The organism is Pseudoalteromonas mucoides (genome assembly GCF_049257175.1).
Lineage (GTDB): Bacteria > Pseudomonadota > Gammaproteobacteria > Enterobacterales > Alteromonadaceae > Pseudoalteromonas.
The window spans coordinates 227,866-247,397 of the sequence record NZ_JBMMUC010000002.1; the positions used below are offsets into that span (position 1 = coordinate 227,866).

The following is a 19,532-nucleotide window of genomic DNA, read 5'->3' on the forward strand; positions in this document are numbered from 1 at the left end:
ATAAGCGGCAAACTTCTTGTTGAACTCTGGTTTAGATAATTGCAATTCCTGCCAACGAGCATAATCATGATACAAAAGCTCGTCTTGACAATACTTTACCTCACCGCGATAAAGACTATCTAACTGCTGAGCGATTAATCCCATGGACCAACCATCAGCGGCAATGTGATGAATACAGATAGCTAGCACATATTGATTTTTTGGTAATGAAACTAATTTAGCACGAAGCATTACAGGGCTTTGCGGCGTTAACCCTTGATGGAGCTCACTTAAGCTTGTTTGCAACAAATCATCAAGTTCGCTTTTATCTGCTTTAGACAAATCTTGCACACAAAGCACTTCTTGTGGCACATCATTAAGCTGTGCTTTGAGCTCTTTATGCTGTGATATTGAGGTACGAAGAACAGGCGTTTGCTCAAGTAATACACGGATAGCCTTTTGCAACCGACTAATATCAGGTTTTTCTGTCAGCTTTAAATAAAGCGGAATATAGTAACCTGCTTGGTCCTCACTCATTTCACATGCTAGCCACATTTGTCGCTGAGCAACAGACAGACACAGTTCAGATTCGTTGCTTTTCTCAATTGCAGGTAATTGCTTAGCGACTGATTGCTGAGATACCAGTTTCGCTTGTGCTCTTATTGTTGCGTATTTAAAGATAAGTGCCAATGTCCAATCAGCAGCAAATGTTTTATTGATAAGCGTAATGAGTTTAGCAGCCAACAAAGAGTGTCCGCCAAGCGAAAAGAAATTGGCATCTACACTAATTTTCGTCTGAGTCTGTGGCAATACTTGAGACCACAGTTTTGCGAGCATCACTTCAATGGGATTAGAAGGCTCTTGGTAATGAGTTAGTTTAACCTTCGGTTCAGGAAGCTTACGTCTATCTACTTTACCGTTAACAGTTAAAGGGATAATAGACAGTTCAATAATATGTTCAGGAACCATATAGTCTGGCAATTTATCACGAAATAGTTGGCTCAATTGATCTTCGATAGGCACATCGCTATTGTCTTTAACTGTAAAATAGGCGACTAATTTTTGTTCAAAAACTATGACATGTGACTGTTTGACCAAGCCACTATCTTGCATTATTTTATTTATCTCACCCAACTCGATTCGCAAACCACGAAGTTTCACCTGCTCATCAACCCGACCTAGATAAATCAGTTTTCCAGTATTATCCCTGTGTACAAGATCTCCAGTACGGTAAAACTCCCCAGTACCATATGGATTACCTAAGTAGCTACTTTTGGTAAGCTCTGGTTTTCCTAGATAGCCAGCAGTTACGCCTTCTCCTGCTATGTAAAGCTCTCCTTTAGCTCCCCTAGGTAGCAATCGTTGAAACGCATCTAAGACATACAACTGGGTGCTGTTTACTGCATGGCCTAAGTGTGGTGTAGACCCCATTATTTCTGTGTAAGTAACATAAACTGTGGCTTCAGTTGGACCATAAACATTAAAACTACGATGGTTATTAGTTCTGAGCCTTGCCAATTTATCCCATAATGGCTTTTCAATTGCTTCACCACCCAAAATCAAATGAGGCAATTTTGCGCTTTTGGGCCAAGCATCGAGCATTAATTCGCAGAAAGAGGGTGTTGCGAAAGTGTAATTAATATCACATTGGCTAACAAAATCGATATAACTATTTGGATCCCGACTTACCTCTGTATTACAAATCCATAGTTGCCCCCCTAGAGCTAAGGCTGTTAAACCGACTATTGAAGCATCAAAAACTAACGGTGCTCTCCAGCCCCAACGAACGTCAGGAAGTGATTGATCAGCAAATATTGTTTCAGCTGCAACATTAATTATGTGGGCTAAATTTCTGTGATTAACCTCAACACCTTTTGGCTCTCCACTTGAACCTGAAGTAAACAATATATAGGCTAAATCTTGTTCAGTAACTGCAACGGGGTGGAACTCTTTTTTTATCTCCTGCAATTGTTCAATTAAAAGTAATGGTGTCGAGCCTTGATAATTTACTGCCAACTTTTGGCAACTAATTAAAATGCGAGGTTTTGCTTGTTGACAAATATTTTCAATACGCTGGTTAGGGTAGCTCTCATCTAGTGGAATAAATGCAGCTCCACACAAATGAATAGCATGAAGCATTACCACAGTACTCGCTTCTCGCTGCAGCAAAACTGCAACCCTATCCCCCTGTTTAACACCATTCGCTTGTAAACAGGCTGCGTAATCATGTGCGAGTTGATGCAACTCAAAGAAACTAAATTGACTGCGTAAATCACTTAATGCCAACATATTATTTTGAGAATTAGCCAACTTGCGCAAACGTATTGGCATTAGCTCTAGTTCCAACTGACTAGATTGTAATTTTGGTGACTTAGGTAGAACATATTTAGCTTGCTCTGGAGCTATTGATGATATTTCTTTTAGCGGAGCGTTCGCTTGTTTTTTGTCTATATTAAGTAGATGTTCGATTTGATCTAAAATACTTTCTACCAAAGAGCCTGTAAACACTGAAGTAGCATAATCAATTTCTATTAATAGCGTGCCAGTATTTGTTTCAATTGCATTAACTGCCAGATCAAATTTAGCGGCCGGTTGCTCGGGTTTAAGCGGGAATGTCTCAACTCCTGGTAACGACAATGAACTAAATTCTTCATCGTGGGTTAAATAATTAAACATGATTTGAAATAAAGGATGGCAGCCACTGACTCGCTCAGGATTAAGCATTTCAACCACTAATTCAAAAGGTAATTCTTGATGCTCATGAGCCTGTAGAATTAATTGCTGCTGCTTTTGGAGCATCTGTGAAAAAGTAATTGACCAATCAACCTGACTACGTAAAACAACTGAGTTTACGAAGTAACCTAGCATCTGCTGAGTGTCAGGGTGATTGCGGTTAGCCATAGTTGTCCCCATAACCACATCATCTTCATGACTGAATTGTGCGATAACTAAGGTTAATACACTTTGCAATAATACAAATGGCGTCACATTATACTGGTTCGCTAACATTTTAATGTTAGCGCTCTTACTTTTATCTAAGACTCTCTTACAAGTCTTGGCTTTATGATCCTCACTCGTACGCCCAAGTGTTGGCAAGCTATGCATACTTGGTAAATCAATCAATTGTTGTTGCCAGAATTTCTGGAGTCGTAACAAATAGTCACTATTTGCGAACTGTTGACGCTGCCAATGCGCGTACTCATTATACTGAGGAGATATCTCAGGCTGGGTATTCTTATCAACATACAACTTAGAAAGCTCAGTCCCTAAAAGTTCGACTGACCAACCATCCGCGGCAATATGATGACACCACAACCTTAACTCATATTGCTCAGCTGCAACTTTTAAAAGTATTGCTCTGAGCATAATATCAGCAGCGGGAGTAAGCTCGGTACTCACTTCGTGTTCAAGCTGAATTATTTTTTTCTGTTTTTCTATTAATGAAAACTCAGTTAAATCAATATACTCAAGAGTAGATGCGGGTACTGGATTAACACGAGCACTGATGTCCTGCTCTGTTTTTACAATACTCGTTCTTAAAACACGGTGACGGCGCAGTAACTCTTCTATAGCTGAGGCAAGACGCGTACGATCTACTTCTCCATGCAGAGCCAAATGAAGAGGCAACAGATACCCAGCTTGATTTTTACTAATCTCACAAGCCAGCCACATCTGCTGTTGAGCAAAAGATGGAACGCAGAGCTCCTCATTATTATCTACACCGAATGACTCCTCTATACATGATTCTAATTTAGATGTATTAATCAGGTAAGCTAATTGCTGTATATTTGGGTTTGCAAAAAGTTGAGTCATCGTAAGTGGATAATTAAACTCTTTTTTCACACTACTTATCAATCGAGTTGCTAAAAGAGAATGTCCTCCTAAAGAAAAGAAGTTATCATTGGTACTAATTTGTTCTAAAGATAGCCCTAAGATATCGCTCCATAATATAAGTATCTGTTGTTCTATGGCATTTTTGGGCGTAACAAAATGCTGGGAATTTTCAATTTCAGGTTCAGGTAAAGCACGCAGATTAACTTTACCATTCACCGTCATTGGCAATTGGTCTAGGATGATCATCTGGCACGGCACCATATAACTAGGTAGTGTCGCTTCCAATATATGCATTAAAGAAGACTTGAGCTCATTTTCTGCAAAGTCGCCTTTACTTACAAGATAAGCAATAAGGCGCTCATTATGAATTGTCACCACAGCTTGACTAATTGCTTGATGTTGTGCCATCACAGCTTCAATTTCAGCGGGCTCGATTCGATAACCGCGTAATTTTAACTGCTCATCTACTCTACCCATAAATTCAAGTTGACCATCGCTGTTCCAGCGAGCTAAATCACCTGTTTTAAATAGTCGTTGATTCGGCGAAAATGGACTGGAAATAAATTTATCTGCTGTCAGCTTTGCTTGGCCGATATAACCATCTGTAATCCCTAATCCTGAAACCCAAAGCTCTCCCTTAGCTCCTCGAGGAACTAACTGGCCTATTTCATCCACCAAATATACTTGGCTATTCACAGCAGCATGGCCAATAGACGGCTTAATTGATTTTTTTACATTACAAATTGTTGTATATACTGTCGCTTCTGTTGGTCCGTAATAGTTAAATATTTCTTGTCCAGAAGTAACTGATATCTCATGCAGCTGGTTCCACAACGATGTCGAAATTCGCTCTCCACCGATAGCCAGATTTGGCACCTCTGCTAAGTCACCCCAATTGTCTAGAAATAACTCACAAAATGATGGAGTAAGACAGCAATGTGTAATCTTCTGCTGGCGACAAAAATCAGCATAACTTTGTGGATCTTGACATATACTTTGATCAGCTAATACCACCGTTGCACCTGCTGCAATAGCTCCCAATCCCAGTAAAGAACCATCAAATACAAACGCCAGACGCCAACCCCAACGCACATCATCTACTTCAATGTTGGCTAGCCCTTCTTTAATAAAAGCAGTTAAAAAATTACTCAAGTTTTGTTGGGTAACTGCCACACCTTTAGGTTTGCCAGTAGAGCCTGAAGTGAAAAGTAAATAAGCAATATCATCGGGATTAAGTGATGCCGTCTGACAAGGTTTCTGTTGAGCTATGGCCTGTTCAACTTCAACTATCAGACAATCGATATCATGGCATACATTTTTCTTGCTAAGTGTTAATAATACTGCAATACCTGCTTGTTCTATAATGTTGTTAACACGATCGGCCGGGTAATCAAAATCGATAGGTACAAAACAGGCACCGATTAAATGGCAAGCATAAACTCCAACCACATATTGCACTTTCCTTGGCATCATTATGGCTACGGCGTCGCCTTGTTTCACACCTTGAGATTGTAAAAAGCCTGCTAGTGCAAGAGCTTGTTTACGTAAAGTTTGATGGCTAAGTGAAGTTGTCGTGTCAACCACAGCATCCCGTTGGATAGCTCTCTTGCTAAGCTGATCAAGCCTATCAACTAAAGTCCCCTCAAGTGATGAAATATCTCCCTCTCCAAGCTTGATGACATGGTCATATTTATTTGCATCGAAGATCTTAGGTAAAGCCGACAACGGCTTTGAGGGCATTAACAACCAATTGTCTATCCCTTCACAAAATTGGCTCAGTATTTGTTCGGCTGTATCATGTTCAAATATGTCACGATTATAGTAAAAACTAGTTGTAAGCTCCTCATTTACGCCCTGCCAAACATCTAGTGTTAAGTCAAATTTAGCGTACTTGTCTTGTTCAGAGAGTACATTAGCTCGCGTCTCACCTAGAGAAAATGATTCGCGTTGAGATATTTGCCCTAAGTAGTTAAACAATATTTGAAAGATTGGATGAACTTGTTCCTGACGCGGACAATTTAGGGTCTCTAATACATGACTAAATGGTAATGTTTGATTTTCCATTGCAAGCATTATAGTTTGATGCTGATGACTTATAAATTCTGCCAATGTTTCGCTAGAGTTTATAGAACTGCGAATAGCTACAGGATTAACAAAATATCCAATCATGTCCTGAGTAGAGGCCATTTCACGGTTTGCCATGGGGCAACCAATGATCACATCGTCCTCACGACTAAACTGATTGACTACCAAAGCAAATATACTCTGCAATATTACGTACTCAGAGGTACCATGTTGTTGTGCAAAAGATTTAATCTGCCTTCCTGTCTCTGCCGACAAAGTGCGGCGAACCATCCCTGCTTGTGCCCCATTCTCTGGTGTACTTGTTCGAATGTTATCCAGCGCAATCCCATGAACATGTGGGATCCCTACGAGTTGCTGCTGCCAATACTGCTGCAGCTGCAGATATTCATCACTATCACTCCAATGCACTTGCTGCCAGTATGCATAATCTGAATACTGCACTCGGTTTGATTCAACCTCAGATTGTGCCCCATCATATAATGACTTTAACTGACTACAAAATAAGTTAATTGACCAATCATCAACAGCAATATGATGAAAAGCAAAGCAAAGAATGTGATGAGTTTGGGATAAAGTGATTAACGCCGCATCAAACATGACTGAGCTTTGCGGAGTCAAATTAGAACCTAAACGAGAACGAATACTTGAAACTTCCATTTCTTGTGATGCTGAACTGATATCACTCAAATCAATTTGTCTCAATAGACTAGACTTTGCAGCTGAGACAACAGCACCTAATATCCCCTCATCATTGGTGTCTATGCTAGTTCTCAATATTTCATTATTACGAACCAAACTATCTACAGCTTGTTGCAATTTTAAGGTATCTAACTCACCCGTTAATTCCAGGGTTAAAGGCACAAGATAACTGCTTTGATGCTGACCACTCTGACAAGCCAACCACATTTGTTGCTGTGAATACGATATTCGTAACGAGCCACCTCCAGCTTGAATAGGCTGTACTGGAGATGCAGGGTTATCGCTCGTAATTAGCTTTAGTTCGGAGCCAATTAATTCGGACTGAGCTGATACACAGGGGTTTTGTAACAGAGATTCGAAGGTAAGATTAACACTCCAGCGCTCGCTTATCATGGCTAAAATCCGCAAAGCGATTAATGAGTGACCACCTAAACTATAAAAGCTCTCCTCACAACAAAGTGTCTGTGCATCCACTTCAAAAGCATTTGCCCACACCTCTCTCAACTGAGCTTGAATCGCATTCTGAGGAGCTATTATTTCTGATGCTGACAACTTAGGTAATGAATATCTACGCAAAGATCCTTTATCTATTTTACCGTTTGGTAGCAAAGGTAACTCTTTTAACGACACAAAATAACTAGGTACCATATATGAGGGAAGACACCGGGCTGCATATGTTCTAAGTTCTTCGTGATTAATCAGTTTCTCTTGATTAACATAATATGCTACTAGCTGAACATTATTATCTACTTTAACATCAACTACAGCTATACTCTTTAAATCAGGGTGACCTAAAAGGTGGTTATCTATTTCACCTAACTCAACACGAAACCCTCGAATTTTAACCTGCTCGTCGGTTCGCCCTAAGAAATAGAACTCTCCATTATGACCTTGTCTAACCAAATCTCCTGTGCGATACCAACGAGTATTCTTAAATTCAATAAACCTCTGTTCATTTTCATTTTCTCGATTAAGATAACCATCAGCCAAACAAGGACCTGATAGCAGTAATTCTCCAACCGCACCTGTAGGCTGCTCATTCCCATTACGGTCTATAACAACTGCATTTCTAGGGCCACATACTCTACCTATAGGAATACTTGAACGCTCCAGATCAGTGATACTGACCTCATGCCAAGTAGCTGTAATAGTCGTTTCAGTTGGGCCGTACGCATTAATAAGACGACACCTCTTAAATAAATTTAGCTCTGACCAACGCTTGACTATTTGTGGGTTAAGTATTTCACCACCTAACACAATTGTATGTAAGTTATTCGTCTGCCAGAATTTATCAAAACGAGCCTGCTTTGAAAGTAGCTCAACGACTAATGCGGGAGGCAGATCTGTGCAACTGATTTTATGCTCTGAAATATACGATATTAATTGTTGATGCTGCCACAACTGGTTATCCTTAATATACACTGCAGCACCAGAAGTTAATGCAACCCAAATTTGTTCCAGCGCTGTATCCACATTAAGTGAGGCAAATGACAGTACACGATCCTCATTACCTAAGCCCAAGCTTGCCTTCATTGACAAAATATGGTTAGTAAGCGCTTGCTGACTTATTACAACACCTTTAGGTAAACCCGTTGTTCCTGAAGTGTAAATAACATAAGCAGTTAAATCCGTCGCAACAGTTTTAAAGTCTCTACTAAGCTCGCCTTTTTCAACCAATAACTGTGAAAAACTTAAGACTGTTGTAGTATCAACTGGCACTTCAATATTGTCGTCATCTGCAATGATATAATCAATCTCAGCATCAGTGATGATGTGATGTAATCGATCACTTGGAAAAGCTGGGTCTAATGGCACATAAGTTGCCCCGAGACGCCATAGTGCCATTTGGCAAACTAAGGCCGATACTGAACCAGGAAGCATAACACCAACTCGTTCCCCTATATCGACTTTAGCCCGTAATGCTCTCGCAAGCTTCTTGGATCGCCTTTTTAATTCTTCATAGCTAAGACTTTCGTTTGCATCTACTAAAGCAATAGCATTTGCATTTAGCTTTACCTGAGTATCAAAATACTCAACAATAGTGTTTAAATCTCTAGTCTCAAAATATTGCTGCTCAGAATGAGTCAGTTGAGTAGTATTAATGGTTTGATTAGGATCTATTGAATAATTGTTTATAATCTTTTCAAGACACTCAGATAGTAAGATTACCGTTTGCTCATCAAAAAGGTTCGTGTCGTAAATCCATTCAATTCGGCAAGCATCTTGAAAATTTACGCTTAATATTAGAGGCGCGTACCCCACTGCTGGCTCTGAATCAACACAACTGAAATAACGAAAACAGGGAAGGTTAGCGAGTACACTTGAAGACTCGGTGCTCTGACTTGGAGTAGCTAGCAGCGGTGAAGTATGCGCGAGTGAGTCTTTTAATGACCAATTATCATCCATTGCAGATTCTATTAGATGTTGACCATAAAATTTTTCCGTTGTGTTGTAATATTCATGCACGACCGTCAAGTCATCTTCTTGAAAATATCGTGTGTAAACTATACTAAAGCAACTAAATAATAACCGCTCTATATCCGTGTTAAGCTCCTTAGCAATACGCTCTACCTCTATACCGCATTGGGCTGATTGAGCAATACTTTTATATTTCCTTTCACTTCCAACATAAGCCCTATCAACGATCACTTGCATATCTCCTAATTATTACTTTAGTTTTAGTTTTTTTAGCTTTAGAACATTGATATAAAACTTCTCTGAATCACATAGAGAAGTAAGCACATCAAATTAAAAATTTGATTTGCAGCGCACTGCACAGCAATTTCACGTTCTTCAATAACCACTATCGTCTATAAACACATTTCAAATTCCGCGCGGTACATACTCACAATAACGCATTAAAAAATGGTTAACAAAAAGTTAATGACACAGGGGCGCAGTAGTTTCACTGAAAAATATTATACATATTAATAACAATAAACAAACAATCTAGCTAAAAAACACCCCATAAACAAACATTAAATACACAAATATTAACTTGACAAAAAAAAACCGCCAGATATTATAATCCCAGATCCATCAATATGTATACATAAAAGACACAAATGTAAATTTATTGAAAAAATAAAAACAACAAAATAACATCTTTATTATATTCAAGGAGGATGTATGGATATTCAAAGTCTGATCTCAGAGGCAAACTCAATTGGTATTTCTTTATTTGTTGAGGATGGGAAACTAGGGTACAAAACCAACGAGAAACTGACTGATCGTTCAATTTTAAAGAAAATATCCAATCGAAAATCGAATATAATTTCTTACCTTGAACAACAACATAACGCAACTACTAATGAAATTCCTGTGTCCCTATCTCAGAAGCGGATCTGGCTTGCAGAGCAATTCCAACCAGAAGAAAGGTTACATAACATTCCAATTCGGCTCAGATTTTCAAGTCATTGGGATTTCAAGCGGCTTGAACAGGCGATCATTTCACTTGTTGCTAAGCATGAAATTTTACGAACGTGTTATTATGAAAAAAATAATGAAATTTTTCAGGATGTTAAATCAAACCCATCATTTCATGTTGAGCAGTACGATTGTTCTACTTTCGATGAAGGTAAGGTTGATAAAGAAATTCATGCTTTTTTTAACTGCCGTATTTCATTACAAGAACAACTACCAATCCGAGTAGGTTTTTTTAAAGCAAGCCGACATGTTGATTTATGTCTGTTATTTCATCATATAGCTCTAGACGAGAGTGCGTGCCAAGCTTTCTTGAAGCAAATGATTGATATTTATCAAGGTATTACTCAAGCGCCATTACAATGCCAATATCGTGATTATGCTATATGGCAAAATAAACATATTCAAAATTCCGATTTTCAATTCCACGCAAAAACCTTTTGCGAGTCCTTACGAGGTGCTTCACAGCTTCATCAATTGCCGCTGCTAAAACCTCATAATAAAGATACTAGAAGTCTAGCTAAAAGCTTACAAATAGAGATACCGTCTCAACTAGCACGTAAAATTAAAGAGCAATGTCAATCAAAGAGAGTCACTGAATTCTCTTTTTATCATACTACCCTTGCCCTTTTAGTCAGTCATTGGAGTAAAACCAATGAAGTAATGCTGGGTACTCCTATTATTCACCGCCCTACAGCATCTATGACAGAGGTGTTAGGTTGTTTTTTAAACCTGATGCCTATTAGGCATCAGTTTGATGTGCATTCAGATTTAACTGAACTTTTTACCTATATAAAAGATAAGCAAACTGATGTGATGCGATACCAAGACGTGCCATTTGAGTACCTTTTGAAAGAACTAAAACCCAGCAGGCAGCCTTATATCAATCCACTGTTTCAGATTTTCATATCAAGTCATGTAGTTAACGATGAGCTTGAAGATAAAAATACACAAGACTTTCTTTCAATAAATACTTCACAGTGTTCGTCAAAGTACGATTTAACATTAAAAGTTGTTACTTCCTCTAACAACACGACAATACTGTGGCAATACCGCGAGGATCTTTTCTGCGCTGAACTCATGAAAGTAATGAGTGATAGTTTTGTCCCTATGCTACATTCGTTATTATCAAATGAAGAGCAAGATATAAACACTGCCCTTTCCAAAATTCAGTATCCACAGTTAACCTATCTCAAATCACAAAATGAGATACCTAGTGATAACCTTTTAACTTGCATTGCTACACATGCTAAAACCCAACCTGATCGTATTGCCTTACGCTGCCAATTACAGCAGTTAGACTATCAAAGTGTACAAACTAAACTTGAAGCGCTGTCACAGCATATGATGCAACTTGGGCTCAAATCTGGAGACCACATTGGTTTAATGCTAACGAGAAACTGCAATATGGTTATTGCCATGCTTGCAGCATTGAGGTTAGGCCTCGTTTACATTCCAATGGACCCCGAATACCCGAAAAAGAGACTTCAATACATAGCAGAAAAGGGGCGGTGTAAATTAGTTTTAATCGATGGGGACTTTACTCTAGATGCTCACATTAAACATAAAGTATTAAATGAGAAAATGCTAAGTCATCCTCAGTTGCCAAAGCTTCTACCTGAAGCCCCGATCTCTACTGATTTGGCATATGCTATTTTTACATCTGGTTCTACCGGTCAACCTAAAGGCGTTATGATTAACCAAGGTAATCTAGCTAACTTTTTGACAAGTATGGTTACTAAAATTGAGATTACAGGCAAAGACTCACTACTTGCAGTAACACCAATTTCGTTTGATATATCAGTGTTAGAATTATTTGCTCCATTGATGGCTGGCGGCGAGGTCGTGATTGCACCGCAACAGCAAAGAGATGGTTTGAGCATAAAAAGATTGTTAGATACACACCAAATAACTTTGATGCAAGCCACTCCGGCAGGTTGGCAGTCGCTACTAGATGCTGGGTGGAACGGGAAACAAAACCTTAAAGCTCTTTGTGGGGGAGAGCGACTTTCTACCACGCTAGCTGCAGAATTAGATAGTAAAGCTCAATCTCTATGGAATATGTACGGACCAACCGAAGCAACTGTATGGGCTACCTGTCATTTAGTGCAAGCCGAACAATCACAAGAAGTCCCCTTAGGTCAGCCTATACACAACTCATCTATTTATATTCTTGACGAATTTGGGCGCCCATGCCCACCTCAAATGCGGGGGGAAATTGTAATTGTAGGTGACTGTGTAGGGCAAGGCTACATCGATCTTGAAGATGAAACAGCGAATCGTTTTATTTCACTCAAAACCGAGTTTGGAATACAAAGAGCTTATCGTACTGGCGATCTTGGATATATCGATTCTAACAACACACTATTTTGTTTAGGTAGAAATGATCATCAGGTCAAGATTCGAGGTTTTCGTATTGAACTTCAGGAGATTGAAAAACAATTACAACAACTTTCCAGCTTGATCAAAGTTTGTGTGGTTGTCCATACAATGCCCAATAGTAGCCAAAAATTAATAGCGTACTGTGAAACTACAGATACCGAGATAAATAATGAAAACATCTTGTATCAACTACGCGATATATTACCACCGTATATGATCCCAGATTACATTGTTAACATTGAACAATTCCCCCTTACTCCTAGTGGTAAAGTTGACCGTAACTACTTAGCACAGTTGTCACCAGGAAGCGAAACTGACTCTTTAATAGCTCCAACTAACGCCCAAGAGCAGCAACTTCTTGAAATGTGGCAAAAACTACTTAACGTAACTGAAATAGGTATTAATAGTAATTTCTTTTCCTTAGGTGGTGACTCTATAAGCGCAGTTAAGCTTGTTGCCCAGTTACAAGAGAAAGGCTTCAGTGTTAGTAGTGTACTGATATTTCAACATCAAACGATAAAAGAGCTAGCAAAGAACTTGAATCCACACCTTTCTCCTGCAGTAGATTTAATTGATGAACAAAGTTTGCACGGTGTTGAAGTAATAGGGGATACCGTTTCTGAAGCAGATCTGAGATCTCTACTCGAAGAATTCGCATCTTAAAAAATAAAAAATATAACAAGTAAGGTATATCTATGAGTTCAGTTAAAGAAATTCAAGCTGTTTACCCCTTATCAGCAACACAGCGCGGCATGTTGTTTTATTTGGTTAATGCTTCACAAGCGGATGAAAGTTACCGTGAACAAATCAATTTGATAGTTTGCAAAACAATTTCTGTTGAACTGATAAAACAAGCTTGGCAATCAGTTGTAGATCATAATCCTGTGTTGCGTTCAATTTATAGTTGGGAAAATAAAGCGCAACCTCTGCAAGCTGTTCTCGCTCATTCACAGCTAGAGTGGAATGATTTTGATTATACTCATCTCAGCGAGGATGAGGCGCATAACAAGACCTCAAAGCAATGCCAACACAGCCGAACAAGAAAACTTGAATACAGCGTTAAACCTCCTGTCTGGCTTGATTTTTTCTTATTGCCTAGTAACAACTTAATAACACTTAACTTCACTCATCTTCAACTTGATGGGTGGTCAATGGCATTAGTCACCAATCAATTTGAACTGGTTTTACAGCAATTGCAAAAAAAACAACCTATTCAAATACCGCACAGTGGTGATTATAAAGATTATGTAAAATGGTTATTAGCACAAGACAATAAGCAATCGCTTGGCTTTTGGTACAATCACCTGGGGGATGTCCAGTCGAGTAAGCCACTATGTTTAAGGGGTTATAATGAGGCCAATTCTCAGTTCACTGAAAATGGTCAGCAAAAACTATCATTTAGCGATAGTGAATTTAATAAATTAACTCAATTTTGTAAGAATAATGCTGTTACTCTTAATGCGCTGATGCTTGGCTGCTTTGGACTATTTGAATCACAAGTAGCCAGATGTAATAGTACTGTTATTGGATCCGTTGTTGCTGGCAGGCCGCATCAAGTACCTAACATGGAAAGTATTGCTGGCTTTTTTAGTACCCCTCTACCAATCCAAGTTTCATCAACTCCCTCTCTGTGTTTTACTCAATGGTTAAAGCAGTTTCAAACTAGTTTAGTTGAGTCATGGGAGCATGCTCATGTATCCCTAGAACAAATCAAACAAACTGTGAAAATGCCTATCACCGAGTCATTGTTCTCTACGCTATTTATTTTCCAAAATTTTCCAAAGCGTTTAGTGTCAGAAGAACTTAACTCAGATCAAGCTAGCGTACATAAGAGCGTTGGATATGAGCAAAGCCATTACCCTTTGACTTTATATATTATGGCTTCTGACGCATTGAGTGTACACGCTAATTATCAATGCGCTCATTATAGTGAAAAACACATAACGACCATACTTGAACACTACAAAACTTTTCTATTGGCTTGTGTGTCATCTGAAAGCCTATCAGTTACAGAAATTGAACCATATTCACAACGAGTACTGCAACGCAATCCTGTCGCCGCCAAACTAGCATCTACACTTAAGTTAAAAGATTACATAAGCAAAATCGGCGAGTTTGCCGACAATATCGCTATTGTAAATAATAAGCAGCAAGTAACATATGGCGAACTCAATGAGTTAATAAATGGTTTCGCAAAACATTTAAATGCACAAGGAGTTAAATCTGGTCACCGGGTTGCCATCGCTCTAGGTAGAGGACTTCCTTTTATTGTAGCAATCCAATCAATATTACGGCTCGGTGCTAGTTACATACCTATTGATCCAAAAGTTCCAAGTAGTCGTCTTAATTTTATCTGTAATGATGCAAACCCAACTACGATCATAACGGATCAATCAATAATAACGTCAATCCCAGTGATTCCAGCAGAGCAGGTAATAGCCAGTAGAGTCGCCGAAGTAATCTCTACAGACGTAAGCGATGATAAGGAAGCCTATGTAATCTATACTTCAGGCTCAACCGGTACCCCAAAAGGGGTTAGCGTGCCGCGTAAGTCTTTATTAAACCATACTCTGTCTGCTTCTAAGTGTTATCAAATAACTGAACAAAGCTGTGCACTCCAGTTTTCTTCTGTCAGCTTTGATACTGCGGTAGAAGAAATCTACCCTGCACTCTTTAATGGCGCCAAACTAGTGCTCAGAACTGATGCTATGCTAACGGATCAGCAGTACTTTTTTGATGTCATTACACAACACAATATCAGTATCTTAAATTTTCCCACCGCATTTTTTATTGCGTGGGTTAATGAACTTGAAGAAAAGATGCCTGACAGTATTAAGACAGTCATTGTTGGTGGCGAAGAATTAACCCAGCGAAGCTACCAAAATTGGTTAGATTATTGTTATAAATACAACCTAAAAATAAATTTATTTAATACCTATGGTCCTACAGAAGCCACTGTTGTATCGACCCGTATCAAGCTTAATAAGTCTTTTACTAATGAGCTTCGTCTACCTATAGGCACTGCCATTGATAATACTGCCTGCCACATTTTAAGTGACTCGTTACATTGTCTACCTGAGGGCTTCCTAGGTGAAATAGCTATTTCAGGGGCGGGATTATCGAACGGATACCTTAATCAACCAGAAAAAACTGCTGCTGTTTTTCATACGCACCCCTTATTAGGTCGCTGTTACTTAAGCGGTGATTTAGGTTTTATGAAAAATGATATTTTGTATTATGCTGGGCGCACAGATCACCAAGTAAAGATCAGAGGGTACAGGGTTGAACTTGGGGAGGTTGAGCATGCACTTACACAACTCGAGCATGTATCAGAAGCAGTCGTGGTAGTAATAGAAAATCAAAATGGCGGACAAGAACTTGTTGCCTATTACTGCCTATTAGAGCCAAGCACAAGTGAACAATTAAGGACTGAGCTCGCAAACTTATTACCCGAATACATGATCCCTTCCCATTGGATGGTATTAGATAATTTACCAAAAACAATTACAGGTAAATATGACCGAAAACAACTCCCCTCATTAGAAAGTAAAGTCGCAAAAATCGATTTTGAAGATCACTATCTGCATTCACTTGCGACTATCTGGCAACAATTACTATCCCCTGAGCATCTTAACGAGGACAGTCACTTTTTCCACCTTGGTGGCCATTCAATCTTAACGATTAAATTACTGGCAAAAATAAAAGAAGTGTTTGACGTCAAGCTTAACTTTAATGACATTTTTGATTATCCCACTTTACAAGCTCAGGCCAACCTTATAAGTAAACAGGTTCGAAGCAGTAATATTGAAACTCAAAGCTTGCCGAGCATACAGCACAAAGGAAATCTAACGCGCTACCCTCTATCATTTCAACAAGAGCGAGTTTGGTTTTTACAGCAGCTACAAAAAACCAATACTGCATACAATTTCCAAATGACATTCTACCTTGATGGCCCTTTGAACATTCTATATTTAGAACAAACATTAGAAGAAATAGTTTCACGCCATGCGCTTTGGTTCAGTACTTTTCATGAAGAGGATGGAGTTCCGTACCAGCGTATTGAAAAGCCATTTAATGTGGATTTAACACCACTCGATTTAAGCCACCTAAGCGAAATAGATCAAAAAGCACAGTTAGATGAAATATTACCTAGATTAACACAAAAGCCATTTGATATAACCGAGTTACCTTTGATCCGGTGGCAGCTAATTAAATTAGCTGAAAACACACATTGTTTACTACAAGTAGAGCATCATCTAATCCATGATGGTTGGTCTGTTGGCATCTTCACCAAAGAGCTACACGCTATTTATGAAGCAAAGCTTGCAAATAAAAAGCATTCTCTCGCGCCCTTAAGTTTTACTTACGCAGATTTTTGTTTATGGCAAAGAGAGATCATGTCTGGTAGCTACTATCAAGAGATGGAACAATATTGGTTAGATAAACTAGCCGCTCTTCCAACTAGTCTTGAGTTGCCATACGATTATCCAAGGCCGCTAGAGCCATCATTTCGTGGTGACTCTTTAATGTTTAATCTTGACTACGAATTATATGAGTCGCTGCGTAGCTTTTCTCGTGAAAACGGCTTTACTCTCTACATGACAATGCTTGGTGCATACTATGTCTTACTAAATAAATATAGTGGTCAAACCGATATCAACATCGGTGCAGGAACTGCATCAAGAACCTCAGCTGAGCTGCATCCTATTATGGGGATGATGGTAAACAGCGTTGTGTTACGCACGACACTTGAAGGCAACCCAAGTTTTCTAGAGCTGCTACAACGAGTTCGTAAAACGTGTTTAGAAGCTTACACCTACCAAGATATGCCGTTTGAAAAATTGGTGCAAAAGCTTAGCCCTGAACGTATGGGTCAAGCAAACCCCTTATTCCAAACTATGTTCAGCTTTCACGATGCCGAAGTCCCAGAGCCTAACTTTGGGGGTTTAGAGGTCAATGGGCTAGTCAATACCAATAAATCTGCAAAATTAGATCTCAATGTTATCGTCGCTCCTCATGCGGAGCAACGAGTTGGGCAAAAAAGTTCTCGTCGTGCTGCGGCTGTAATGACATGGGAATATAGCACTGATTTATTTGCTAAAGAGACAATGGAAGAAATGGTTGCGAACTTCCTTCATTTACTGGCAAACCTAACACAAAACCCTGAGCAACCAATAGCTCAACTGACCGCTATCAATGCAAGCTCAGCCAGTAGATTATTGATGGATAACAAGGCTTCATCAACACTTTCCCCATCCATTGCCACAGCGTTTGATAATCAAGTTGCAGAGTACCCTGAGCACACTGCTGTCATTAATGGTGACAAAACAGCTTATTCTTATCTTGCATTACAGCAGCGGTCCAACGATATTGCTTTAACTTTGGCTACATATGTTAAAGCTGGAGATACCATTGGTCTAGTCATGTCTCCTGGCATGGATTTATATGCTTCAATGATTGCGGCTGCTAGATTAGGTGCAAGCTATATGCCTATCGATTTGCATGGCGGAGAGAGCCGAACCATTACCATGCTTGAGAACCTCACCGAGCTGAACGACAGCCCAGTGATACTAACAAACTTAGATGATTTACAACTTGCCGACGGCTTCACCATAGTAGGTATGTCAGACATACTTAATCACAATACAGAAGCATTACTTGATTGTGGCGACCAACATTCTACAGCTTATATCATGTATACCTCAGGCTCTACAGGAAAACCTAAAGGGACTTGCATCAATCAAGCCGGTATTTTACGTCTCGTGGAGCAACCCAATTATATTACATTCGGACATCATGATGTATGGCTACAACACTCGTCCCAATTTTTCGACGCTTCAACATTAGAGATCTATGCGCCGCTACTTAATGGCGGAACTCTTGTGGTTCCTGCTGAGCAGCGTCTATCTATAACCCAATACCAAAACTACCTTAGTGATTTTCAAATAAGTCACCTCTGGTTGACAGCTGGTTTATTCCATCAGTTGGTTGAAACCAAACAAGTATTAACACCAAAAACTCTGAGATATTTACTTGCAGGCGGTGATGTGTTGTACCGTGATAAAGCAAAAAGGTTCGTAGAACTGAACTCGCATTGCGCACTTATAAATGGTTATGGCCCAACTGAGAACACAACCTTCTCCTTCTGCCAGCGAGTAACTCCACAACTTCTGGAGCAAACGAAACTATCTCGAACTGTGCCAATTGGGGCACCAATAAATGGAACTCAAGGTTTTATTTTAGATACTGCTATGCAATGTGTACCACAAGGAAGTATTGGTGAACTCTATTTAGCCGGGACAGGTCTGGCAAAAGGCTATTTAGACCAACAGCTCAATCAACAGAAATTTATTGAACATACAATAAAATTACATGGTATTGAGCGAACGCTAAGACTATACCGTACTGGTGATATAGTACGCAAAAATGCACAAAACCAACTTGAATTTATTGGTCGCAACGATAATCAGGTAAAAATTAGAGGCTTCCGTGTAGAGCTTAATGAAATTGAAGAAGTTATCAATCTTCACCCACAGATAAAAGATGTCTGCGTCGCAGTGTCTGGTGACGAGCATCACCATTTAGTTGCCTACTATCAAGCTGATAAGGAGTGCGACAACGAGATACTGAGTCATTGTCAAACGGTACTCATGAGCTTCCAAGTTCCTGACTTTTTTGTCAAAGTTAGTAATTTCCCATTAACGAAAAATGGTAAATTAGATAGGAAAGCAATCATGTCTGAGAATCCCATTGATGCCCAAAGTCAGTTTACTCATCAATATGTAGCACCACAAACGAGACAAGAAAAAGTACTATGCGAGATTTTTTCCACGGCTTTGGAAATCCCAAAAGTTGGCTGTCATGACAACTTTTTCATGCTTGGGGGACACTCTCTTGTAGCTGTCAAAGTAATAGCCAATATTGAAGAAAAGCTCAACCTTCAACTATCTCTGGTAGATATATTTACCGCACCTACCGTAGCGCAACTAACTGCCAAGTTAAAAAGCTTATCAAATATAGTTCAAATGCCTGCTGAGCAGGTTGATATAGAGCAAACGCATATCGATGAACAATTGTCTGATCAAGAGCTAGACGCACTTTTAGCAGCTATGGATAGTGAGGAAAGTTAA

At 39.3% G+C, this 19,532-nt stretch carries 3 protein-coding genes (1 of these 3 running past the window's edge); 2 read left to right on the forward strand and 1 reads right to left on the reverse strand.

The genetic code is table 11. The features are described 5' to 3' along the window. Nucleotides 1-9,252, reverse strand: partial view of a non-ribosomal peptide synthetase gene (locus tag AAEU30_RS02605; RefSeq protein ID WP_421959187.1) — the 5' portion only. It extends 18,267 nt beyond the left edge of the window; the window shows 9,252 of its 27,519 coding nt (coding positions 1-9,252); the start codon lies at nucleotides 9,250-9,252; the stop codon falls past the left edge of the window. A gap of 474 nt (nucleotides 9,253-9,726) precedes the next feature. On the opposite strand from AAEU30_RS02605, the gene AAEU30_RS02610 reads away from it, so the two are divergent. Continuing rightward, complete coding sequence (locus AAEU30_RS02610) at nucleotides 9,727-13,065, forward strand: non-ribosomal peptide synthetase (RefSeq protein ID WP_421959188.1); 3,339 nt, start codon at nucleotides 9,727-9,729, stop codon at nucleotides 13,063-13,065. Nucleotides 13,066-13,097: 32 nt separating this feature from the next. Then, on the forward strand, nucleotides 13,098-19,532 hold the full coding sequence (locus tag AAEU30_RS02615) for a non-ribosomal peptide synthetase (protein ID WP_421959189.1): 6,435 nt from the start codon (nucleotides 13,098-13,100) through the stop codon (nucleotides 19,530-19,532).

What these genes read in the sequence shown, in the direction of transcription:
- AAEU30_RS02610 (WP_421959188.1), top strand. Translation starts at nt 9,727, where the DNA reads ATGGATATTCAAAGTCTGATCTCAGAGGCAAACTCAATTGGTATTTCT.
- AAEU30_RS02615 (WP_421959189.1), top strand. Translation starts at nt 13,098, where the DNA reads ATGAGTTCAGTTAAAGAAATTCAAGCTGTTTACCCCTTATCAGCAACA.